Annotated in this window: 29 protein-coding genes and 1 pseudogene; 24 read left to right on the top strand and 6 right to left on the bottom strand. The window is 25.1% G+C overall.

Annotated features, from left to right (window positions below; translation table 11 throughout):
* Nucleotides 1-93: 93 nt before the first annotated feature.
* The 5 genes from CHF27_RS09505 to CHF27_RS09525 all read left to right on the top strand — a co-directional run bounded on the left by CHF27_RS09505 (nt 94) and on the right by CHF27_RS09525 (nt 4,451).
* On the top strand, nt 94-1,137 hold the full coding sequence (locus tag CHF27_RS09505) for a hypothetical protein (protein ID WP_095404511.1): 1,044 nt from the start codon (nt 94-96) through the stop codon (nt 1,135-1,137).
* Nucleotides 1,138-1,229: 92 nt separating this feature from the next.
* Nucleotides 1,230-2,054 carry a DUF3298 and DUF4163 domain-containing protein gene (locus CHF27_RS09510; RefSeq protein WP_095404512.1) on the top strand — a complete coding sequence of 275 codons (825 nt, stop codon included), beginning with the start codon at nt 1,230-1,232 and terminating at the stop codon, nt 2,052-2,054.
* Nucleotides 2,055-2,245: 191 nt separating this feature from the next.
* Nucleotides 2,246-3,115, top strand: a complete 870-nt coding sequence (locus CHF27_RS09515; RefSeq protein ID WP_095404513.1) for a cation diffusion facilitator family transporter — start codon at nt 2,246-2,248, stop codon at nt 3,113-3,115.
* 241 nt (nt 3,116-3,356) lie between these two features.
* A complete protein-coding gene (locus tag CHF27_RS09520; RefSeq protein ID WP_199533654.1) occupies nt 3,357-3,680 on the top strand; it encodes a PadR family transcriptional regulator in 324 nt (107 codons plus the stop codon).
* Between the two features lie 36 nt (nt 3,681-3,716).
* On the top strand, nt 3,717-4,451 hold the full coding sequence (locus tag CHF27_RS09525) for a hypothetical protein (RefSeq protein ID WP_095404514.1): 735 nt from the start codon (nt 3,717-3,719) through the stop codon (nt 4,449-4,451).
* 61 nt (nt 4,452-4,512) lie between these two features.
* On the opposite strand, the gene CHF27_RS09530 is transcribed toward CHF27_RS09525, so the two are convergent.
* Both CHF27_RS09530 and CHF27_RS09535 read right to left on the bottom strand, forming a co-directional pair.
* The gene (locus CHF27_RS09530) at nt 4,513-5,841 is read right to left on the bottom strand and encodes a PH domain-containing protein (protein ID WP_095404515.1); all 1,329 of its coding nucleotides are present in this window, start codon (nt 5,839-5,841) and stop codon (nt 4,513-4,515) included.
* Entirely contained in the window at nt 5,828-6,319 is a 492-nt protein-coding gene (locus tag CHF27_RS09535) for a PH domain-containing protein (RefSeq protein WP_095404516.1), read from the bottom strand. The genes CHF27_RS09530 and CHF27_RS09535 overlap by 14 nt, the downstream gene beginning before the upstream one ends.
* A gap of 248 nt (nt 6,320-6,567) precedes the next feature.
* On the opposite strand from CHF27_RS09535, the gene CHF27_RS09540 reads away from it, so the two are divergent.
* The gene (locus tag CHF27_RS09540; protein ID WP_095404517.1) at nt 6,568-7,449 is read left to right on the top strand and encodes a hypothetical protein; all 882 of its coding nucleotides are present in this window, start codon (nt 6,568-6,570) and stop codon (nt 7,447-7,449) included.
* 92 nt (nt 7,450-7,541) lie between these two features.
* On the opposite strand, the gene CHF27_RS09545 is transcribed toward CHF27_RS09540, so the two are convergent.
* Nucleotides 7,542-8,231, bottom strand: a complete 690-nt coding sequence (locus tag CHF27_RS09545; RefSeq protein WP_095404518.1) for a hypothetical protein — start codon at nt 8,229-8,231, stop codon at nt 7,542-7,544.
* 133 nt (nt 8,232-8,364) lie between these two features.
* Here CHF27_RS09545 and CHF27_RS09550 point away from each other — a divergent pair, with 133 nt between their 5' ends.
* The 15 genes from CHF27_RS09550 to CHF27_RS09620 all read left to right on the top strand — a co-directional run bounded on the left by CHF27_RS09550 (nt 8,365) and on the right by CHF27_RS09620 (nt 19,336).
* Nucleotides 8,365-8,610: a DUF2812 domain-containing protein gene (locus CHF27_RS09550; protein WP_095404519.1), complete on the top strand. Its 246-nt coding sequence runs from the start codon at nt 8,365-8,367 to the stop codon at nt 8,608-8,610.
* Between the two features lie 27 nt (nt 8,611-8,637).
* A complete protein-coding gene (locus CHF27_RS09555; protein WP_095404520.1) occupies nt 8,638-8,856 on the top strand; it encodes a hypothetical protein in 219 nt (72 codons plus the stop codon).
* 222 nt (nt 8,857-9,078) lie between these two features.
* Complete coding sequence (locus tag CHF27_RS09560; protein ID WP_095404521.1) at nt 9,079-10,080, top strand: AAA family ATPase; 1,002 nt, start codon at nt 9,079-9,081, stop codon at nt 10,078-10,080.
* Nucleotides 10,080-10,847, top strand: a complete 768-nt coding sequence (locus CHF27_RS09565; protein ID WP_095404522.1) for a DUF3226 domain-containing protein — start codon at nt 10,080-10,082, stop codon at nt 10,845-10,847. Before CHF27_RS09560 ends, CHF27_RS09565 begins: the two co-directional genes overlap by 1 nt.
* Before the next feature lie 191 nt (nt 10,848-11,038).
* Nucleotides 11,039-11,785 carry a hypothetical protein gene (locus CHF27_RS09570; protein WP_095404523.1) on the top strand — a complete coding sequence of 249 codons (747 nt, stop codon included), beginning with the start codon at nt 11,039-11,041 and terminating at the stop codon, nt 11,783-11,785.
* 134 nt (nt 11,786-11,919) lie between these two features.
* Nucleotides 11,920-13,428, top strand: coding sequence for a thiol-activated cytolysin family protein (locus CHF27_RS09575; RefSeq protein ID WP_115976114.1), 1,509 nt, complete (start codon nt 11,920-11,922; stop codon nt 13,426-13,428).
* A gap of 231 nt (nt 13,429-13,659) precedes the next feature.
* Complete coding sequence (locus tag CHF27_RS09580; protein WP_095405484.1) at nt 13,660-13,911, top strand: hypothetical protein; 252 nt, start codon at nt 13,660-13,662, stop codon at nt 13,909-13,911.
* A gap of 402 nt (nt 13,912-14,313) precedes the next feature.
* Nucleotides 14,314-14,706, top strand: coding sequence for an ArsR/SmtB family transcription factor (locus CHF27_RS09585; protein WP_095405483.1), 393 nt, complete (start codon nt 14,314-14,316; stop codon nt 14,704-14,706).
* A 14-nt stretch (nt 14,707-14,720) separates the two neighbouring features.
* Entirely contained in the window at nt 14,721-15,464 is a 744-nt protein-coding gene (locus CHF27_RS09590; protein ID WP_095405482.1) for a metallophosphoesterase family protein, read from the top strand.
* A 24-nt stretch (nt 15,465-15,488) separates the two neighbouring features.
* Nucleotides 15,489-16,583 (top strand): ACR3 family arsenite efflux transporter, encoded by a 1,095-nt coding sequence (gene arsB, locus CHF27_RS09595; RefSeq protein ID WP_095405481.1) that lies wholly within the window; start codon nt 15,489-15,491, stop codon nt 16,581-16,583.
* Nucleotides 16,584-16,736: 153 nt separating this feature from the next.
* A complete protein-coding gene (locus tag CHF27_RS09600) occupies nt 16,737-17,018 on the top strand; it encodes an ArsR/SmtB family transcription factor (RefSeq protein ID WP_095405480.1) in 282 nt (93 codons plus the stop codon).
* A 140-nt stretch (nt 17,019-17,158) separates the two neighbouring features.
* Nucleotides 17,159-18,154, top strand: coding sequence for a permease (locus tag CHF27_RS09605; RefSeq protein ID WP_330409782.1), 996 nt, complete (start codon nt 17,159-17,161; stop codon nt 18,152-18,154).
* A 34-nt stretch (nt 18,155-18,188) separates the two neighbouring features.
* Nucleotides 18,189-18,419 (top strand): thioredoxin family protein, encoded by a 231-nt coding sequence (locus tag CHF27_RS09610; protein WP_095405479.1) that lies wholly within the window; start codon nt 18,189-18,191, stop codon nt 18,417-18,419.
* A 29-nt stretch (nt 18,420-18,448) separates the two neighbouring features.
* Complete coding sequence (locus tag CHF27_RS09615) at nt 18,449-18,667, top strand: hypothetical protein (protein ID WP_095405478.1); 219 nt, start codon at nt 18,449-18,451, stop codon at nt 18,665-18,667.
* Nucleotides 18,668-18,853: 186 nt separating this feature from the next.
* On the top strand, nt 18,854-19,336 hold the full coding sequence (locus tag CHF27_RS09620; protein WP_095405477.1) for a flavodoxin family protein: 483 nt from the start codon (nt 18,854-18,856) through the stop codon (nt 19,334-19,336).
* 251 nt (nt 19,337-19,587) lie between these two features.
* On the opposite strand, the gene CHF27_RS09630 is transcribed toward CHF27_RS09620, so the two are convergent.
* Nucleotides 19,588-20,028: a hypothetical protein gene (locus CHF27_RS09630; protein ID WP_095405476.1), complete on the bottom strand. Its 441-nt coding sequence runs from the start codon at nt 20,026-20,028 to the stop codon at nt 19,588-19,590.
* Between the two features lie 200 nt (nt 20,029-20,228).
* Here CHF27_RS09630 and CHF27_RS09635 point away from each other — a divergent pair, with 200 nt between their 5' ends.
* From CHF27_RS09635 to CHF27_RS09645, 3 genes are read left to right on the top strand one after another with little or no spacing between them, the layout of a single operon-like run.
* Complete coding sequence (locus CHF27_RS09635; RefSeq protein WP_095405475.1) at nt 20,229-20,435, top strand: DUF3955 domain-containing protein; 207 nt, start codon at nt 20,229-20,231, stop codon at nt 20,433-20,435.
* A gap of 47 nt (nt 20,436-20,482) precedes the next feature.
* On the top strand, nt 20,483-20,971 hold the full coding sequence (locus CHF27_RS09640; protein WP_095405474.1) for a DUF2975 domain-containing protein: 489 nt from the start codon (nt 20,483-20,485) through the stop codon (nt 20,969-20,971).
* Between the two features lie 10 nt (nt 20,972-20,981).
* On the top strand, nt 20,982-21,194 hold the full coding sequence (locus CHF27_RS09645) for a helix-turn-helix domain-containing protein (RefSeq protein WP_095405473.1): 213 nt from the start codon (nt 20,982-20,984) through the stop codon (nt 21,192-21,194).
* Here the strand turns inward: CHF27_RS09645 and CHF27_RS14740 are convergent.
* Both CHF27_RS14740 and CHF27_RS09655 read right to left on the bottom strand, forming a co-directional pair.
* Nucleotides 21,168-21,419: pseudogene (locus CHF27_RS14740) on the bottom strand (DUF4275 family protein); the annotation flags it as partial. The gene CHF27_RS09645 and the pseudogene CHF27_RS14740 sit on opposite strands and share 27 nt — an antisense overlap.
* A 65-nt stretch (nt 21,420-21,484) precedes the next feature.
* Entirely contained in the window at nt 21,485-21,799 is a 315-nt protein-coding gene (locus tag CHF27_RS09655) for a hypothetical protein (RefSeq protein WP_095405471.1), read from the bottom strand.
* Between the last annotated feature and the right edge of the window lie 113 nt (nt 21,800-21,912).

Raw genomic sequence — 21,912 nt, forward strand, 5'->3', positions numbered from 1 at the left:
AAACTTATATTTCACTCCTTGGCTAGGTTATTTCACAAAAAATATAATATAATATATATATAAACATTATGAAATACTTATGGGGGATTTATTATGAACAAGGTATTTACTAAATATATATTTGGATATGAAATGCATTTTGAAAAAAAGGCAGATCAATACGTTGTAAAGATTGAAGAACTCAAAATAAAGAAGCAATCCCAAAGTAGAGGAAGGGCTATTAGAGAAGTATTTGATGAAATAAAAGAAAAAACAAAAAATAATTTAATACAACCGAAAAAATCTAAAGAGAATTTATCTTATCATAATAATTTGCAAATTAGGTTATTTAAAATAAATCAAAAGATAACTCACTTTGGATTTTCAGTTATAGCTGAGGATATTAATGAAATAGATATTATAAAGTTAGAAAATTTATGCAAAAAAATAGAAATAAGTAAAAGTTATACATATAAAAATATTATAGATATAGAAAATAATATTATAGAAATAATAGAACCATATATTATAGACCCACATCTAAGAGCATTAAATATGGCGAGTCTAATCATGAATACTAATCATATAAGTAAATTTTCACATATTATAGAACAATCATATATAAGCCTTTTTAGAGAAGAATACATATCAACTGTAATGATTTTAACGCCTATAATAGAAGGTATTTTACTTTCTTTATATGGATTTAATTTTAAAAATAAAAAACCAAAGGAACAGCAATTACTTAACAAGTGGGCTGAACTTCAATATGATTATTCTAATACTAAAATACCTCATCCATATATAATAGATGAATACATAAGGGCGTTTTTAGATATATCTGAGCAAATAATTTTTTCTAAACATCAATTGGCAAATGATTATTCGTATTTTAACAGAAATTATATAGCGCATGTAATGGGAGATGGAAATTTTTATACTAGAAATAACGCTTATAAGCTTATTCATTTGATAGATTTGATGGCTCATGTATTAGCAGCTTGTAATGGTCAACATAATAGATATGCTTTTGATAGGGATGATGTTGATTATAAAATTAGAATTTATTATTATTCTAATTTAAGAAATAAGAAAGATACTGAGGAAGTACATAGATATATATTTAATTCTCATAGAAATTTTAAGGGTTATGTATAGGAAAATTTGAATTAGAAATGTAAATTAATATTAAGGTTAATTGCATATAATAAGTAAATAAATCAAATTTATCTAAAAAAGGAGGATTTGAGATGAGATATAAAAAGAAAATTATATCATTAGCATCAATATTAGCACTTATATCTACTAACATATCTTTTGCAGATACTTTCAGTAGTAAATTAGAATTAACAAAAGATATAAATACAAATTTATCTATGTATAAACAAAATAATATAAACGATATGTTTACAATACAAACAAAAGAAATAAAACAAGAAAGTGAATTTTTTAAATCAGATATAAAATATCCATATTTAAAAATAAAAGAAGAATATATAAATAATAACAAAGTTAATAAAAAGCATATTGAAAATATAAACAAACAAATAGAAAATTATATAATTAAATTTAATAATAAAATAAAGAAAGAAGCTAAAGAATATCAAGAATTATATGAAACTAAATTTTCAAAATCAGATGAAGACTATGTAAAGTATCAATATGAATTAATATCTGATTTTAAAGTTACATACAATAAAAATAATTTGATAAGTATTCCAATAACTACTTATGCATTTATGGGTGGAGCTCATGGGATGACTTATCTAAAATCTTTTAATTATGACTTATCAACAGGAAAAGAAATTAAATTAAAAGATGTATTTAAAGAAGATGTAAATTATAAGGAGATAGTAAATTCTTTTGTGAAAAAAGAAATTGAAAAAAGTGAGGATATTTATTTTGGAGAAAAAGAAGGCTTTAATGGAATTAATGAAAATCAAGAATTTTATATTGAAGAAGGTAAACTAGTAATATATTTTCAGCTTTATGATATAGCTCCATATTATGTTGGGATACCTAAGTTTGAAATGACTGTTGATGAATTTGGTGAATATTTTAAAATGAAATTTTAATGATAATCATAAGTATATAAGGTTATATGAATTTTTAGTATTGACATTATTATATTTCGTTGATAAAATAAAATAATTAATCAGGCAATATATGCTGGGCTTTTTAATAAGCAGTGGAGAGATATATCCATGGGATGGTTTAAAAAACTTTTCCATGGATTTTTTAATTCGTGGAATTTGGGAGGGAAATTATGGAGGATTATAGTTACAAAAAGGTAAAACAAGTTTTATGGATAATATTATTTGCAAATATAGGGGTTGCTCTATTAAAAATAATAATAGGTAGATCTATTAAAAGTACAAGTATGACAGCGGATGGATTTCATTCTATATCTGATGGAGCATCTAATATAGTAGGTTTAATAGGAATTAGTCTTGCGTCAAAGCCATTAGATAAAGAACATCCATATGGACATAATAAATTTGAGGTTATATCAGGATTATTTATTGGAGGAATGTTACTTTTTATAGGTAGTAAAATAGTTGTAGAGGCGATTTTAAGATTTAAAAATCCAGTTATTCCAACAATAACTATTGAAAGTTTAATAGTTTTAGTTATCACTTTATTAATTAATATATTTGTATGTACGTATGAATATAGAGTAGGTAAAAAGTTAAATAGTTATATACTTATTTCAGACTCACTTCATACTAAGAGCGATATATTTGTATCTATAGGAGTTTTAATAACATTAATAGGTGTAAGACTAGGTCTTCCAGCTATAATTGATTCAATAGCATCTTTAATAGTTGCAGGATTTATACTTCATGCATCTTATGAAATATTCAAGTCTACTATTGATATATTAGTAGATAAGGCAATAATAGACGAAGAAGATATAAGAGAGATTCTTAAGGAGTTTGAAGAAGTAAAGTGTGCTCATAATATAAGAAGTAGAGGTAGCGAAAACAATGCTTATGTTGATATGCATGTCATGGTTAATCCTAATGTAACAGTTGAAGAAGCTCATATATTAAATCATGATATTGAAGAAATGATAAGAGAAAAGATTAATAAAAGTGCTCAGGTTATAGTTCATATTGAGCCTTATTATGAATAATTAAAATACATCATATATGGGTTATTTTAAAAATTTTCATATTTTAGAAATAGCCCTTCTTTTTTTTACATCATAAATTATATATTAATAATATGTATAAGATGAGATTTATAAATAAAAAATTCAAATGCTATCTTGCAAAACAATATAGATAGAGTTATACTTACATTAAAGTATTATATTGTAATGCAAGATAGTTTTAATTTACTATATTGTAAAACAAGATAGAGAGGGTGAGTAAGTGACTTCAACACAAATGCTAAAGGGGATATTAGAAGGATGTTTATTAGCTGTAATCTCAGAACAAGAAGTATATGGTTATGAAATGACTAAGAAGTTAGAAAGTTATGGATTTGATATGATAAGTGAAGGTAGTATATATCCACTTTTAATAAGAATGAAAAAAGAAGAGTTAGTCACAACAACTACTAAAGCATCTGAAAGTGGACCTAAAAGGAAGTATTATTCTATTACAGATAAGGGAAAAGAAGAACTAAAATCATTTATATCTACATGGGATAATATGTCAAATTGCGTAAACAATCTTTTAAAAGAAAAGAAATAAATTAAAATAGAAAAAATATAGTAGGGGTGAAAATATATGTGTATGTCGAAAGAAGGTAAGGATTTTATATTAGATCTTAATATGTATTTAATATTTAGTGGTAAAAGCGAAAAAGAGGTAAAAGAATTTATTGAAGAAGCTGAGCAACATTTGATTTTAGGAGAAAAAGAAGGCAAAAGTGTAAAAGATATATTTGGAGATTCTCCAGAAGAATATGCTAAATCTGTGGAAAAAGAATTATCATTCGATAAAAAAGAAATTTTACGTATGGGATTTATACTAATTTTAGGATTAGCTTCATGGATATTTTTAAGTGATTTAGATTATGGAGTATATAAATGTTCTATGTTAGAAGCAATTGGAATGCCTGTAACATATATTATAACAATAATATGTCTAATACTGTTTACTAAAAAATTTGCATTTAAAGATAAAAAATGGAAAATTTCAATATATATAGTAATGTTGTTAAATTTAGTTGCATTAGTTGCTATAGGTCTTATAGGTAAAAAATTACCACAAGTAGAAGTGTTTGGTGAATTTACTATAAGAATAATTATTTTATTATTACTTTTAGCTTGTATAATTGTTTCAATAAAAATAAGAACAACAGCTACAATATTTCCATTTATAGTAAATATACCAAAAGTTTTATATTATTTATTTAATATAAATATATCTAATTTAGAAACACCAGCATTAATAGCAGGGGTTATCTTAATGTTTATAGCCTTAAAATTAGAAAGCAGAGAGAATTTAGAAGAAGAGTAAAACCTAGCGAAGGGGTGAAATATAAGTTTCACCTTATATTCACCTCAAGCGGTAGGTTAATTTATTCATTTAAAAACAAAAATCTCTCAAGTTCTTTAAAATGCTTTTTACTAAGACCTTTAACAACATTTAAATCAGATGCTTTCATAGCCTTGTAATTAACAACTATTTTTAATAAATCTCTTTTTCTTTGGAAAAAATACTGTTTATATGTTATATCATCAATACATTCAATAGTGATGATATTTATTTTTTTTCTTAATATACCTCCACTTAAATACAATACATTTTTATTGTATCCAATTCTAGCATTTTTGTATCTTAGCTTACAATTTTTAGAAATTCTAAATTTCTCACCATTATATATAAATTTTTCAAAAAGAATTTCAAGTAAATCATTGATTTCATCTTCATGTATATGAGGTATAAGTATAGCTTCTTCTTTATCCTCATCACCATATCCAAATGAACTTACATTTATCGTTGCTGTTTTTAGTAGCTGTTGACCTAAATTTTGATTAATCTTTACTGAATGAACATTATTTAAGTTTATATTATATGATTTCTTAGTGAAGCTACCAAAACTTATCTTTAAATTATTTGAATTTCGTATTACTTTAAAGTCATAGAATTTAGCATAATAATATATTATAGATATTAATTTTAATAATACTAAAATCAAAATTGGAGCAAGTAAAACAAGTATAAATAATAATGGTGATTTTTTAATTGTGTTACTAATATAGTTGATATTATTATCGTTTAACATATCTTTGTTGTTGATTTGTTTTAATATATATAAAATTATAGTTATCATAAGTACTTTGCTTCCTTTTAAAGATGCAAATTTAAGTAATTTATTTTTATCCATAGAATAGATGATATTTTCATCAGCTATATTATTATTAGAATTATCAGTTGGAGTACTATCATTTATACAAGAAACATCATTAGAAGATGTATCATATTTTGTTAAACTATTTTTAAATTCATTTATATTTTTATCACTAAGAACTAATCTTAGTTCTTCATCATTTCCTGAACTATTTGTATCAATTTTTATGGTTTTAACTTTAAATATTTTTTGAAAAAAAGTCTGTTCTGTATCTATTGTTGCTATATTTTCGCAAGGTATTTTCATTTGTTTTTTAAAAAATACACCAGTATTATAATAAAGAATATTTTCATTTACATAAAAAGTATTATACATCCACTTAAATATACTATAAATAACTGAAACTATTAAATCTAAAGAAGCAAAGAGAATAGCAGTACTTAATTTAGAATGCAAAAATATAAGAAAAAATGTAAGTACAAATATTGCATCTCTTATATTTTGAATACTATCTTTTAAGACTGTAAAAAATGAGTTCTTATTACTGTTTTCCATTTAATTCCTCTTCCTTAAATTTAGAATATAGTATATTAGTTATTTGCTCAAGTATATATTCGCCTTCTTCTATGGATATATTTCTAAGCTCGTGAATTTGAGTAGCTGTATTAATTCCAACTTTTACAAGATGAAATTTTTTTAAAAGTGGATTAGATGTTGATGTAACGTGTTGTATTCTACTTATGGGAATTATAGTTTTCTTTGTGATTAAAATTCCTTTCGTATATTCTATTTTAGAATCTGTAATTTTATAGCTGTATGTTTTTATATCTATAAATGGATCTATAAAGGTTGAGTACAATGAAAAGAATATAATTAAGTAGTATATATATTTAATGATAGTTTTAAAATTTTCAAGTTTGTTTTTGAAAACTATTATTAAAATAGTCAATACACCTACTATTAATATAGAACATATTAAGCTTTCTAAGATGTTGTATGCGACTATATATTTTTTGATTTCTTTATTGGTCATATTCTAAAGTTTACCTCCTGTTTTGAATAGTTAATAATAATATTTTCAAAATTAATAATATCATAAAAAATAACAAAAATATGATTTATTACAGAAAAGAAATAAAAAACACATTAAAATAATTGTTATAATATTACATTTATAAAACTAAATTTTATATTTATTTAACAATATTTTATAAATGTGAATTATAATTAATTATATTACATATTGGGGTAGAGAAGTATTTTAACTAGGGGAGGAAGGTTATGAGAAATAAACAAAAAAAGAAAAATAAATTAATAAAAATACTTGGATATATTTTACTTATATTATTAGTGCTTTTTCAATTAGGAACTATATTAATTGGCTATAAAAAACAATATTATTTAATATACGATTGGATATTTTATGTTGTAAATTATTTTATAATAGGTCTTTTATTTCTACTATTTAGAAGTGAGAATAATATACTAAAATTTTTAAATATAAGTATAGTAATAGCTTTACTTGCTATAAATTCAACTATTTTTTACAAAATGGGAGATACAAATGTTGTTATATCAAAATCTAATGATAAAAAACATGAACTTATACTAAAGGAATATCCTAAAATGAGTTTTGAAACTATGCGACTTAAAAGAAGATGGGGTATATTTGGGAAAAAAGTAGATGCTTTTGAAGGAAGTTCTGTATATAAATATATAGAAAATAAAAAGTATAAAATAGATTGGTCTAGTGGAGATAATGCTGTTGTTAGTTATAAAGATAACGATGGTAAAAAAACAAATATGGTAGTTTATAATTTTAGAAGCATAGAATGTATTCAGTATTATTATGTTGTCCCGAGTATTTATGGTAAGTGGGTGAATAAAGAAGACAAGAACGACTACTTCTTATGTGATAAAGAAAAAATTGTATATTCAAATAATAATCATACTTATTATTATAAACCAGAAGATACTACTCAATATGGGGTATTGTCTATTGTAGCACAAAAGGAAAATAATCCTACTATTGCAGTTGTTTTAAACTCTGATTGTAAGTTTGATGATAATAATACAGTTAAAGATGGTGGAAGTATCACTATAATTGATGAAAGTTCAGATAATCAAAACTCAAGTGTATATTATAAAGAATCTATAAAATAGAAGATTAAAAAAATATATAGTAAAGCATCTAGCTTTACTTATATATTTTTTTGATTTCAATTATAAAGTTTTTATATACGTTTATATCGTAATTATTTAAAAATATCATAAATTTTCTCTGTATTTGTATTTTTATTTAATACAACAAGTTGAAGAGGAGATATTTTCTTATAATATTTACATTTATTTGGATGAATCAAGTAGCAAATATTATCTTTATCAATATTGCAAAAAGTACAATCAAATTGTATATCAGCATCTGTATATTTCTTTGAGAATTTATCATAAGTTTCAGTGTCAATTTCACCTACATTTAGATATGGATCAGAAAGATCCTCTATATTTGTTTTTTCTAATTTATCATTTTCTATGTCATACAAATATCTAAGTTTTTCATTTGATGAATTATACATTAAGATTTTATTGGAATCATCACTTATAGAAAAAATAGTATATTTAGAACCCTGCATATAATTCATATCAATAGACTTTAAATCTAATGCTCTATAAATTTTCTCATCATTAATATCGTAAGCGATTAAACCAACAGCACCACAAAGAATTACTTTATCTTTAGATGCATAAATTATTTCTGTAAAAGAAGAATTACATTCATCTTCTCGGATTTCTTTTATAATTTCACTCATACTTTTATTATGATTATTTCGTATTTCAGTTTTATTATTGTCACATCCAGTAAATAAAATTAAATATGCTATCATTAAAATAGAAATTGATATTAAACTAAATTTTTTATGTGATTTATTAAATTTAAAATTCAATAATATTGCCCTCCTTGTTAGTATTTATGCAATTTAATTATAAACTTTAAAAGTAAATAAGTCTATATCAGTGTACACTCAAGTATACATATACAAAATTATCCATTTGAGATATATTTCAGAAGAAAAAGATATGAAAAAATTAAGTGACCTAGCAAAAGAAGGGTGGATACTAGACTCATTTAAGTTTATATTTTACAAATTGAAAAAATCGCAACCTGAAGATGTTATATATAGTGTAGACTATAATGAGGACAAAATGGAATGGGACTCATATTTTGAAATATTTAAAGATGGTGGCTGGGATCATGTATGCTCTTATGGAGAAGTCCATTTCTTTAAATCTAAAATAGGAACAGCGCCTGTATATACAGACTAAGACACTCTAAGTTTAAAATATAAAAAAATGTACAATGACGTTAAAAAAGCTAATAAATACATTTTAGTAATGACTATCATAGCAGGTATATTAGCATATTTAATGAAAAGTTTCTCAATTAATTCAGTTATTTATGAAGTAATAGAAATGATTATATCTATGCTATTTGGTGCAGGAATAGGTATATATGTAGCTTTATCAATAGGTAATAAACGTACAAAAAGAAAGATTACAAGTAACAACTAAGCTAAGGAATGAAAAATAAGTTTCATCGACATTTGCAGGCGAGAATTTTGCCTGCATGGAGAGAAACTTATATTCATCCTGAGCGAGTATAAGCAAAGCACTACATAAAGCACTTCAAAGTTATATTAATCACCCACAAATTATATAATTAATATATAGCTAAAATACAATAGAAATTTAAAAATTATATAATTACGATATAACCAAGAAAGAAGTGATAGTATGAATTACTTAACCTATTTAAACATAAAGCATTTCAAGGGTATAGAAAACTTAGAATTAGAAAATTTATCAAACATAAATATAATAGTCGGTGACAATAACACAGGAAAAACATCTTTATTAGAAGCAATATCACTTTTGCAAAGTCAAGAAAATATAAAAGATATGATAAATCATATATCAAGAAGAGATGATGGTTATCCATCAAAGTTTGAACTATTTCTAGAAATTTTCCCAAAAGAACAAGATTTATCTAAAAGCATACAAATAGATTCAATTATTAATGGATTAAAAAGAGAGATAAAAATAGGAGGTACGTTATTAAACAATGATTTTAAAGGAAACATAAGTGTAAAATCAGAGAATACTAATTTAATTAACAAAGAAATATATATAAAAGAAAATCAAATAATACCAGAAAGCAATGTAGATAACGTTGTAAATATAATATATATAACACCTTATGACCATTTTAGAGATGGACTTATTAATAAAACAATAGAGCATATAAAACACAAGGATAAAGAAAAAATAATAAGATTGTTACAAATGTTTGATGTTAATATTTTAGATTTTAAAACATTATCAACTAACAATAGAAAAAATCCAATGACAACATATATAGATCACAAGAAATATGGTCTTATGCCTTTATTTAGTTTTGGTGATAGCATAAAAAAAGTGCTTACTTTAGCATCAGCTGTAATTAGTGCAAAAGATGGGATACTTTTGGTTGATGAAATAGAAACGGCGATACATAAAAATATGATAAATGAAGTTTTTAAATGGTTTGTTGAAGCTTGCAGCGAATTTAACGTACAATTAATTTGCACAACTCACAGTTTAGAAGCAATAGATGGAATTATTGTGGCTTTGGAAAATGATATAGACTCATTGTCTTGTTTTAGAATAGAACTTTATGAAGAAAAGGTATATGGTACTAAATTCTCTGGCAATAAATTGAAAGATATAAGAACTTTTCTAGGTCAGGATGTGAGATAATGAGAAGTATTATATTTTTTGTAGAAGGAATTCATGATGTAAATTGTGTTGCTAGAATTTTGCTATTAAATAATTTTAAAGAAGTAAATTCTTTAGATAAATTGCCAGATATGTGGAAATCTAGGGTCCCTAGAGCCTATCCATTTATAAATAATAGATTAGATAGACGTATACCTATGCCATCTTATTTTATGAAAAATAATTTATGTGTTGTTATAGTTAGTTCTAATGGAATTTCTAATATTTTAAATGATATTGATTTATATTTGAGTAATATGAGTAAGCGGGAACTTAAGCAGATAGATGTTGTTTGCGCAATATTTGATGCAGATCAGTATAATGCTAAGGAAGCTTTTGACGAAAGGTTTAAAAAATATAATAAAGACATGGTTATTAATAAAAAAGACTTTTTAAAAGGTTATTGTAAAGTAAGAGGAGAGGTTATAAGTTTATATCATTATTTTTTCCCAGACAATTGTTCTAATGGAAATTTAGAAAATTTTTTATTAGAAGGAGCTAAAGTGGTATATGGAGATTTACTTAAAAATGTGGATGACTATATAAATAAAGTAGATGATAAGTATAAGAAAAATTGGAGTATTTCTAGTGAAAATAAGGTGAAGGTTGGATGTATATCTAATATTTTTCAACCAGGTGGAGCTAATCAAACTTCTATAAGATATGATGATTGGATTAGTTACGAAAGTATGAAAAGTAGTTATATTATAAAGCAGTTTTATGATTTTATTATGAATATTATTGAATAAGAATGCTCGATATAAAAAAATAAACTTTCTTACATTAAGGCTTAAAAAGCTTTTAAATGTAAGGAAGTTTATTTTCTTTAAATTTAAAAGTAAGAAAATCTTGAATAAAGTAAAAATATAATATACAATATGATTTTTTAGTGTAAGTTAATAATGTGTTAAAAAATGGATTTATGAAAGGTGAAAATCATATGTACTATGAAAATATACATGAATTTATTAAAAAAATAGACAGTAAAAATATTGATAAATTAAAACCTCAATTAATGAAATATGTAAGTGAACTTATTTTATCAATAAGAGATGAGGATAATAAATTATCTTTCAAAGATACAGAAAAGATGCTAGATATTGTATTGATAAGAGAGGAATTTCAGTATGATTTAGAAAAAGAATTAGAATTGGAGAATAGTAAATTTGGATTATTAACAGATGAATTTATGAAAGTATATAAACAATTTACAGAAGAAATAGTCAAAAATGGATATTTGAGTGATGCTATAAGTTTAACTAGATCTAATTTTAGGGCTTTAGGATGTATTCATAGAGATGTGTATCTTGTGAGTAAACAAGTTGGAAAATTTGAATATATGAACTCGAAAGAGTATTTAGAAGATTTACAAGAACAACTTTATGATCAATTAGATCAATTTAAAAGAGAGTTTTCAAGAGAATATTTTAATATTTTAGGTTTAATTAGTTATATAAAATCTGAATTAGAATATAGAATTAATGAAATTATAGGTACTATTTTTCAAGAGTTAAAGGATAAATCCTTAGATGATTTTAATAAAGAAGATCATATTGATGAGTACAAGAATATATTTAACAAAGATTATGCTAAAGAACTTGAAAGAAGAAAATATTCATGGAATGTTTTGAGCACAAAACTACAAGAAAATTACTTTAGAGATGAATTATATAAAGACTTGGACTAAAGGCATTTTGATTTATTCTCCCTTATATATTATAAAATACTATATAGATTTATGAAATTGCATTTAATTTATTAAATTATGTTAAATTTTTATTAATTCAACCGTATCATCATAATAGAGGGAGGCGAAATTTTATGAAAAAACTTAATCAAGCTAAAAAAACAAGGCTGTTTGTAGGACTTGCAATGACTTTATGTATGTGCACACATTCATTTGTTGGTTTTGCTACAGCAGCTACTGTTAGTAATCAGGAAGATATTGATTTAGGTATCTCAAACTTAAAGTATAATCGAAATGAAGTTTTATCAACAAAGGGTGACACAATAGAAAGTGTTGTTCCAAAAGAAGGTTTAAAATCAAAAGATAAATTTGTAGTGGTGGAGCGTAAGAAGAAATCACTTACGACATCACCAGTAGACATTTCAATTATTGATTCTGTAACAGATCGTACATATCCAGGAGCACTACAACTTGCAGATGATTCTTTTGTTGAAAATCGACCTAGTATATTAATGTGTAAGAGAAAACCTCTAGATATTAGTATAGATTTACCAGGTATGAAAAAAGGAAATACAACAACGGTACAAAATCCAACATATGCAAATGTATCTGGTGCAGTAGATGAATTAGTATCTAATTGGAGTGATAAGTATTCAACAACACATACTTTACCTGCAAGAACACAGTACACAGAAGCAATGGTTTATAGCAAGTCTCAAATAGGAAGTGCACTTAATGTTAATGCTAAAGTCCTTGATAATTCACTTGGAATAGACTTTAATGCTATATCAAATGGTGAGAAAAAAGTTATGGTTGCAGCATATAAACAAATTTTTTATACTGTAAGTGCTCAATTACCTAACAACCCATCAGAAGTTTTTGATAACAGCGTTACTTTTAACGAGTTAATTCGTAAAGGAGTAAGTAATGAAACACCACCTCTAATGGTGTCAAATGTAGCATATGGTAGAACTATTTATGTTAAACTAGAAACAACATCTAAAAGCAAAGATGTACAAGCTGCTTTTAAAGCATTAATAAAAAATAATAATGTAGAAGCTAGTTCTCAGTACAAAGATATTTTTGAAGATAGTTCATTCACTGCTGTAGTATTAGGTGGAGATTCTAAAGAACATAATAAGATTATCACAAAAGATTTTGATGAAATAAGAAACGTACTTAAAGAAAATGCAGAATTTAGTTTAAAAAATCCTGCGTATCCAATTTCATATACAAGTGTTTTCTTAAAAGATAATTCAATTGCTGCTGTACATAATAAAACAGATTATATAGAAACTACATCTACAGAATATTCTAAGGGTAAAGTAACTCTTGATCATAGAGGTGCGTATGTTGCTCAATTTGAAGTTTCATGGGATGAGTTTACATATGATGAAAATGGAAAAGAAGTATTAACTCATAAGACATGGGATGGAAATTATAGAGATAGAACAGCTCATTTCTCTACAGTAATACCACTTAAACCTAATTCTAAAAATATAAGAATTTTGGCTAGAGAATGCACAGGTCTGGCTTGGGAATGGTGGAGAAATGTTGTTAATGAATATAATGTTCCTCTAACAAATGATATAAATGTTTCTATTTGGGGAACTACTTTATATCCAAAGACTAATTTTAATTAGTAGTTTAGTGTTTGATTAACCTATCGCTTGGGCTGAATGTAGAATGAACTTACATTTCAGCCCAAGCGGTAGGTTTTTTCTTATTTCTCTATAGGTATTTAGATAAGAATTTTTTACCTTTTTAATATCCTAAATCATCAACTTTATAATTATCTGTTGTAGTACAAGTAACTAAAGAAAATGCTATAAGAAATACAAATAACTATAGAACATCTAAAGAAAAATAATCTTATGGAAAATGAAGACAAAAAAAGTTGCTCTTTGTATATGAATGAAATAAGTACTGGGAAACTAATAATTGTAATTTTACAAAGTGAAGATAAAATAAATTTATCAGGGTTTATTATGGAAGGTAATGGGCAAATATTATATGATTACTTAATAAGTTTAATGAATGAACCTATTGAAAAAAGTTCTAATCCATTAGATCAAGTAATCGAAGAATTAAATCATTTTAGACCTTATGGTAAATATTTTAAATAAATAGATATCTAGTAGTATTTACAGTTATGTTTACATCCATATCTATAAATAAAACTAATATTATAATCAAACTATAGTTCAAGTATATTAGTATATGTTTTCTAAAATACAGTTTGATATTTTTAATAGGGGCATTAGGTTGTGTTTTAATTTCTGATTGGTATTTTTGGATAGATTTTATTGTTTGGCTTATATATTTCTTTAAAAATTCCGGAACTGTTGATAAAATTCTATTTTAAGACAATCCCTTTTTGTGTTATATAAAACATTGTATTTTAGAGTATCTTAAATCCTGTCGAAAAATAAATCAAAAAAAGTTGATTTATTAGTTTACAAAATTAGAAACTTAGCATATCATATGATTATAATTGAATATGATTATTTAAACAAAGGAGATATTAAATGGAAATAGTACAAATACTAAAAGCATTAGGTGATCAAACTAGAATAAGGATAGTTAATATTTTAAGAGAAGGACCTTTGTGTGTTTGTGAGATAGAGTCAATCCTTGAAATTACACAATCTAATGCATCTAGACACTTGAATAAACTAATGAATGCTAAAATAGTTCTTTATTACAAAGAAGCAAAATTTGTTTATTATAAGATAGATGAAAATACTATAAGTAAGCATGGGTTTATAAAAAATATTTTAGACAATGAATTAGAAAAGGAAGATGATTTAAAGTATGATTATAAAACATTAAAAATTTATAAAAATGCAGGATTAAGTTGTGATAATGTATTACAAATTAAGGAAATTATAGCAAAGACAAACAAAGAAAAAGAAATTTAGTAGGAGGAATAATAATGAGAATAGCAGTTATATCAGATATTCATAGTAATATATATGCACTAGAAGAAGTTTTAAATGATATTGAAAATCGTAATATAGACTTAACTATTTGCACAGGAGACTTAGTTGGATACGCAACAAGACCAAATGAAGTTATAGAAACTATTAAAAAAAATAACATTTTAACTATAATGGGTAATTATGATGATGCAATAGGAAACTTAAAAGTAGTTTGTGGTTGTGATTATAAAAATCCTAAGGATGCTGAGAAAGCTGGACTTTCAATGAACTTTACATCACAAAATACAAGTGATGAAAATAAATTATATTTAAGAAATTTACCAAAAGAAGCAACTTTAACTTTTAACAATAAAACTTTAAAATTTGTTCATGGAAGTACTAGGATAATGAATGAATATTTAAAAGAAAATTCTAAACAAGCAGATGAAGTTATGAGTAATTTAAAAGAAGATATATTGATTTGCGGTCATACTCATATACCATATGCTAAATATTATGGTGAAAAATTACTTGTTAATGCAGGAAGTGTAGGAAAGCCAAAGACTGGAAGTCCTGATGCAAATTATGTGATTATAGATATAAATAATCGAGATGAAATGGCTAAAAAAGAATTTTCAATAAACATTGAAATAATAGAAGTAGCTTACGATTTTGAAAAAACAGCAAAAGAAATAGAGGAAAATGAAATACTTCCAAGAAACTTTGCAAGACTAATAAGAGAAGGTAGTTTAAAATAGTAAAAAGTATTAGGAGGAATAATAATGAGTAATAAAAAAAATAAGCCTGGAATAGCTGTAAATGTTCAGTCTAAAGAAAAAATTGGTGGACTTGGTGTATTTGAAAAATATCTAACAATTTGGGTAGCACTATGTATAGTAGTTGGTGTTTTAATAGGTGTTTATTTACCTCAAATACCTCAAACTTTAGATAAGTTTACTTATGCTCAAGTTTCTATACCAGTGGCTATACTTATATGGCTTATGATTTATCCAATGATGTTAAAGATTGATTTTACATCTATAAAAAATGCTACAAAGCAAAAGAAAGGCTTAGTTGTTACTTGTGGAACAAACTGGTTGATAAAGCCGTTTACAATGTATGTTATATCATACTTCTTTTTAATAATAGTATTTAAAAGCTTTATATCACCAGACCTAGCTAAAGAATATTTAGCAGGAGCAGTGCTACTTGGAGCGGCACCATGTACTGCTATGGTTTTCGTTTGGAGTCATTTAACAGAGGGAGATCCTGCGTATACATTAGTTCAAGTTGCAGTTAATGATATTATATTATTAGTAGCATTTGCACCTATAGTAGCATTTTTACTAGGGGTTACTAATGTAGTTGTACCAATGGATACATTATTATTATCAGTAGTGTTATTTGTTATAATTCCTTTTGTAGCAGGATATTTTTCAAGAAATATGATAATTAAGAAAAAAGGTCAATATTATTTTGAAAATGAATTTTTATCTAAATTTAATGGTGTTACAGTAGTTGGATTATTATTAACATTGATAATATTATTTGCATTCCAAGGTCAAAAGATAATAGATAACCCAGCACATATAGTATTAATTGCCATACCACTTACAATACAAACATTCTTCATATTTTTCTTAGCTTATGGATGGTGTAAACTTTGGAAGCTACCTCATAATATAGCAGCTCCAGCTGGTATGATAGGAGCTAGTAATTTCTTTGAGTTAGCAGTAGCAGTTGCAATAGCTTTATTTGGACTTAATTCAGGAGCAGCTTTAACTACTGTTGTTGGAGTACTTGTTGAAGTTCCAGTTATGCTTTTATTAGTTTTTATAGCTAATAAGACTAAACATTGGTTTAATAATTTTTCATAAAATTATATAAAAATAACATAATTATTATAACTTTGTAAAAATTAATATCACAATATTTTTTAATAGGATACAATTAGTGTAATATTGGATATTATTTATAAATGTAGTATACTTAACATTATTATGTTTTAGTATACAGGAGGATATATAATTATGGTTACTAATGAATACGAAAGTATCTTTAAAGCACTAGCAGATGAGAAAAGACTTAAAATACTTGCTTATTTAAATCAAAATGGTCATACGTGTGTTTGTAAGCTTGTTGAAAAATTTGATTTATCTCAATCTAAGTTGTCATATCATTTAAAATTATTATTAAATGCTAACTTAATAAATAAAACATCTGAAGGTAAATGGAATTTTTATGATGCTGATTTAAATCAGTTGAAAAATATCTTATCAGAAGAAACTATAAATAAATTATTTATAAAATAAAAAAACAAGGAAATATCAAAAAAAATTGATATTAGAGTTGATAAATCAATTTTTTTTGATATAATAAATGTATAGAAAGATTTTGTATGTGTTTTTTTATACATAACATCAAAAAAAATTGATAAGAGGTGATATATTTGTTGGATTGGATTAATAATCAAGTTTTAAAAATGGAATGGTTATCTAACTTAGTTACATTATTTGTTGAAAAAATACTAAAATTAGATATAAACAGTAAAATTGGTGGGAGTGTTCAATTCTTTTTATATGATACTATAAAAATATTTATACTTTTATCAGTTTTGATATTTTTAATATCATATATACAAAGTTATTTTCCGCCAGAAAGAACTAAAAAAATACTTTCAAGATTTAAAGGAATAATAGGAAATACAATTGGAGCTCTTTTAGGTACGATAACTCCATTTTGTTCATGTTCAAGTATTCCTATATTTATAGGATTTACAAATGCAGGATTGCCACTAGGTATTACTTTTTCTTTTTTAATATCATCTCCATTAGTTGATATAGGGTCATTACTTATACTTATGTCTTTCTTTGGAGGTAAGATTGCTATAGCTTATGTTGTTGTAGGATTAATTCTTGCTATAGCTGGAGGAACTGTTATAAATAGTATGAGCTTAGAAGATGAAATACAATCTTATGTAAAAGAAATGCCTAACGTAGATGCAGAGATAGAGTCTCTTACAAGAAAACAAAGAATTGATTATGCAACTGAAGAAGTAAAAAATATAATAAAAAAAGTATGGGTATATATATTAATAGGAGTAGGGATAGGGGCTGCGATTCATAACTGGATACCTCAAAGTGTAATAGAGAGGATATTAGGAAATGATAATTTATTTGCTCCAATACTTGCAACAGCAGTTGGAATACCAATGTATGCAGATATTTTTGGTACTATTCCAATAGCTGAAGCGTTATTCTTAAAAGGAGTACCTATAGGAACAATATTAGCATTTATGATGAGCGTAACAGCTTTATCATTACCATCTATGATAATGCTATCTAGAGTTATAAAACCTAAACTATTAGCAAAATTTGTAGCAATAGTATCAGTAGGTATAATTATTATTGGATATGGATTTAATTATTTTTCATATCTATTAGTATAATAAAATTTAAATAGAATATATGGAGGTATAAGTTGTGGAGATTAAAATATTAGGATCAGGATGTTCAAGTTGTAATGATTTATTAAAAAGAACAGAGCAAGCAGTTAAAGAATTAGGTGTTGAAGCAAGTTTTGAAAAGATAACTGATATGATGCAAATAATGTCTTTTGGGGTTATGAAAACTCCTGCATTAGTTGTAAATGGAAAAGTTAAGGCTAGTGGAAGAGTTCCATCAGTTGAAGATATAAAAAATTTATTGAAATAATGCAAGTAAAAAATTTAGGGGGAATTTTAATGAAAAGCTGTGGCAACTGTGGAATAGGATCAAAGAGAGAAGATGGAAGTATTGAATGTTTTAAATATAAAAAAATAAAAGACGCATTAGAAAATAGTGAGAAATGTTTGTATTATACACAATATAAATTTGAAGATGGAGAACTAATGAATCCTTTGCAACATCTGATTTTAAAAGAGCAAGATCTAAAATCAAAGCATATGAAAAATACTATATGATATAAACAGATTGGGCTGAATATAAGTTTTTCTTTATGCAGGCAAAAATAATACCTGCAAATGTTGAAGGAACTTGCATTTCAGCCTTTTGTTATATAAATAATAGATAGTTATTATATATTATGTTATAAAATACTATATAATAGTAATATAGGAATTAAGTATAAATATACCAGGAGGATTATTATGAAAGTTTCAATTGTATATCATTCAAAAAGTGGAAAAACTAAACATATAGGAGAGATAATAAAACTAGGTTTAGAAGAAGTTGATGGAATCGAAGTTAAGTGTATGGATATTGAAAACATTGATGTAGAGTTTTTAAAAGAAAGTAAAGGTGTAATATTTGGAACACCTACATATCTAGCTAATACTACATGGAAAATGAAAAAATGGCTTGAAGAATTCCGTGATGTAAACTTTGGAGGAAAACTTGGTGCAGTTTATGCTACAGCTGATTACGTATGGGGTGGAGCTGATACTGCTATACTTACAGTGATAAATCATTTAATGGTTAAAGGTATGCTTGTTTATTCAGGTGGAGCATCTCTTGGAAAACCTTATATTCATTTAGGGTATGTTTCTGTAAATGGAGTTAATGACGAAGATACAGAGGTTCCTACTACATTTGGAAAAAGAATTGGAGAAAAGGTAAAAGAATTATTTTAAGCTTATATCAAAGAAAGAAAATGTACATAAAAATAAATATTTTGCTTGGAGTGAATATAATTTAAAAGTAACCTATATAGTAGACTCTCTTTTTAAATGTGTATATTACATAGGTTACATTATTACGATAAAATCTCTTTGGAGTACAATCTGTACACTTAAAAATCATCTCCACAACATTAATATTCATCTTTTTAAGCAAACTACGTACAGCCTGATGCACCTGTCGCTTCTCACGAATAGGACAAGCATCATGTACCGAACTCTTTTATAGACTCATTTTTTATCTGAGAAATAGTCTTATTCTTATTAGTCAACCCTATAGTAAGGTTAAATAATGGGTCATCCTGCTTTCCTTCAATATCAATAAGATATTCTACGAAATATGCTACTATTGAGTTGTAATATGGGTGTTTACATAAATTTTTATCTTTGCTATCAAACATCTGATCTTGGATATACTGTGTATATTCGCTCGTTCCAAATTTTAAATTTATGTTATTACTATCTAAATATTGTTGAAAAATTATTTCAATATCCCCAATTGTTAAGTCATCTTCAGAAGTTACAGTTATAACTTTTTTTAATGAATCAGCACGATTTTTTTCACAAACTTTACTATAAATGAATAAGCATATAAAACTTAATACTACAGCTCCGATAATTAATGTACTAAATTTTTTAGAAAACATAATCCCTCCTCTAAAATGTAGTTATTTACTTAAGTGTAACATATAGAAATGAATTTAAAAATTTTAATAGAACTGATGAAATAGTTGGTTTTATACTAAAACAATATTAATTTATCGAATAACGATAAAAATATATTGATTTGAATAAAAAACAATGGTATGATTAGTTTAAATAAAATAAATTTTAAGGAGTTATTGAAATGAAAAAAAATATTTTAAATTTAATACCATTTATTATGGGAATTGGTTGTCTGTTGGCTTTTAATTTTATTGGATCTGAAGTTGCTTCGGATGGTACTCTTGTTGAACCATTTTTTTTAATACCATTTGCATATATATTGTTTCTAATTGGTATAATTGGATTATTGATTAGAGCAGTATCTTTATATTGTATTAATAAAAAATAGTGATTAACAATAAACTTAGATTAAATCAGAAGGTTGAGGTAATATTTATGAAAAAAGATTTTAGTTCAAAGATATTAAATAATATTGTGCTAGTCGGAATAGTATTAACAGTACTTGCACTCTTAATTACTCCATTAGGAATAACAGCTATATTTAAAAGTCAGCTAGGAATAACAGAAAGTAATATTCCAATAGTTATATCTATAGGTATATATATATGTGCTATACCTTATGTAGTATCATTAATTTTATTAAAAAAAATATGTAAATTTATAGCAATAAAAGAACCATTCTCAATGAATATACCTATATATTTAAAGAAAATATCTATATGTGCATTTAGTGAAATTTTAATATTTAATGCTGTACAGATAGGATTATATTATTTCTTTGATATATACTTATATGCGATAAGTATTATACCAGCAATTATAGTTTCATTTGTTTGTTTAGCCATAGGATTTTTAAGCATAGTTTTAGGTAAATTGTTTGAGATGGCTATTGAAATAAAAGATGAAAATGATAAAACTATATAAGGAGATTAATATGGCTATTATAGTAAATTTAGATGTCATGATGGCAAAGAGAAAAATGAGTTCTACAGATTTATCCCAAAGACTTGGTATTACTATGGCTAATCTTTCAATATTAAAAAACAATAAAGCAAAAGCGGTTAGATTTTCTACACTAAATGAGATATGTAAGATATTAGAATGTCAGCCTGGTGATATTTTAGAATATAGAGATGATGAAAATTAAAGTTAAGTTAGATTTAAAATCTATGAAAAACTTGTATATGATAGAAATATCAACATATACAGAAAACAGCATTAAATAAAGGATTATATTATTTAATGCTGTTTTTTTGAAAAAATATGGATTAAAATAATCTTCATGAGTGTGAACATACGTCCAAGACATATTTTTATCAACTACATAAACATCAAATTCATTATTAAAATCTTCTGCTTTAATACCTTTTACATTATTTAGTTTTAAGGTTTATTATCACAGTAGGACTAATCTATATTAGAATATAATTGTTTATTTTATCCTTCTCCATAATATTCAACAGAATAAAAAGAACCATCTTTAGTAACTTTAAAATTTCTTAATTCTGTTTGAGTAACTTTTTCAACTGGAGGTATTGTTAATGTATAACACTTTGCATTTTGCTTTTCTAAAATATCTTTATCTACTTTATTATGAAACTTATCATCTATTACTTCTGTAGCCATAGCTTCATAAAAATATCCATTTAAAAATAGAGAGGTTCTTAATGCAAGCGTGGGTGTAGTGTGTAATATCAAAAATAGCGAAATAATAGATACTACTATTCCTGTTATTATCATTTTGTTTTTCATAAAATTCCCCTTTTTATATAATATATATAAATATTACCATGAAGTTCAGTACACAGTCTACTTTATAAAACAACCCAGCAAGTATTTGTAAAATATACACATCTTATGATAAC

This window comes from Romboutsia maritimum, from assembly GCF_002251085.2.
Taxonomy (GTDB): Bacteria; Bacillota; Clostridia; order Peptostreptococcales; family Peptostreptococcaceae; genus Romboutsia_B; species Romboutsia_B maritimum.

Coding starts and splice junctions, on each gene's coding strand:
- CHF27_RS09565 (WP_095404522.1), top strand. CDS start 10,080: ATGAGAAGTATTATATTTTTTGTAGAAGGAATTCATGATGTAAATTGT.
- CHF27_RS09540 (WP_095404517.1), top strand. CDS start 6,568: ATGAGAAATAAACAAAAAAAGAAAAATAAATTAATAAAAATACTTGGA.
- CHF27_RS09550 (WP_095404519.1), top strand. CDS start 8,365: ATGAAAAAATTAAGTGACCTAGCAAAAGAAGGGTGGATACTAGACTCA.
- CHF27_RS09560 (WP_095404521.1), top strand. CDS start 9,079: ATGAATTACTTAACCTATTTAAACATAAAGCATTTCAAGGGTATAGAA.
- CHF27_RS09555 (WP_095404520.1), top strand. CDS start 8,638: ATGTACAATGACGTTAAAAAAGCTAATAAATACATTTTAGTAATGACT.
- CHF27_RS09515 (WP_095404513.1), top strand. CDS start 2,246: ATGGAGGATTATAGTTACAAAAAGGTAAAACAAGTTTTATGGATAATA.
- arsB (WP_095405481.1), top strand. CDS start 15,489: ATGAGTAATAAAAAAAATAAGCCTGGAATAGCTGTAAATGTTCAGTCT.
- CHF27_RS09630 (WP_095405476.1), bottom strand. CDS start 20,028: ATGTTTTCTAAAAAATTTAGTACATTAATTATCGGAGCTGTAGTATTA.
- CHF27_RS09525 (WP_095404514.1), top strand. CDS start 3,717: ATGTGTATGTCGAAAGAAGGTAAGGATTTTATATTAGATCTTAATATG.
- CHF27_RS09580 (WP_095405484.1), top strand. CDS start 13,660: ATGGAAAATGAAGACAAAAAAAGTTGCTCTTTGTATATGAATGAAATA.
- CHF27_RS09645 (WP_095405473.1), top strand. CDS start 20,982: ATGGCTATTATAGTAAATTTAGATGTCATGATGGCAAAGAGAAAAATG.
- CHF27_RS09590 (WP_095405482.1), top strand. CDS start 14,721: ATGAGAATAGCAGTTATATCAGATATTCATAGTAATATATATGCACTA.
- CHF27_RS09640 (WP_095405474.1), top strand. CDS start 20,483: ATGAAAAAAGATTTTAGTTCAAAGATATTAAATAATATTGTGCTAGTC.
- CHF27_RS09510 (WP_095404512.1), top strand. CDS start 1,230: ATGAGATATAAAAAGAAAATTATATCATTAGCATCAATATTAGCACTT.
- CHF27_RS09620 (WP_095405477.1), top strand. CDS start 18,854: ATGAAAGTTTCAATTGTATATCATTCAAAAAGTGGAAAAACTAAACAT.
- CHF27_RS09615 (WP_095405478.1), top strand. CDS start 18,449: ATGAAAAGCTGTGGCAACTGTGGAATAGGATCAAAGAGAGAAGATGGA.
- CHF27_RS09635 (WP_095405475.1), top strand. CDS start 20,229: ATGAAAAAAAATATTTTAAATTTAATACCATTTATTATGGGAATTGGT.
- CHF27_RS09575 (WP_115976114.1), top strand. CDS start 11,920: ATGAAAAAACTTAATCAAGCTAAAAAAACAAGGCTGTTTGTAGGACTT.
- CHF27_RS09535 (WP_095404516.1), bottom strand. CDS start 6,319: ATGACCAATAAAGAAATCAAAAAATATATAGTCGCATACAACATCTTA.
- CHF27_RS09655 (WP_095405471.1), bottom strand. CDS start 21,799: ATGAAAAACAAAATGATAATAACAGGAATAGTAGTATCTATTATTTCG.
- CHF27_RS09570 (WP_095404523.1), top strand. CDS start 11,039: ATGTACTATGAAAATATACATGAATTTATTAAAAAAATAGACAGTAAA.
- CHF27_RS09600 (WP_095405480.1), top strand. CDS start 16,737: ATGGTTACTAATGAATACGAAAGTATCTTTAAAGCACTAGCAGATGAG.
- CHF27_RS09530 (WP_095404515.1), bottom strand. CDS start 5,841: ATGGAAAACAGTAATAAGAACTCATTTTTTACAGTCTTAAAAGATAGT.
- CHF27_RS09505 (WP_095404511.1), top strand. CDS start 94: ATGAACAAGGTATTTACTAAATATATATTTGGATATGAAATGCATTTT.
- CHF27_RS09585 (WP_095405483.1), top strand. CDS start 14,314: ATGGAAATAGTACAAATACTAAAAGCATTAGGTGATCAAACTAGAATA.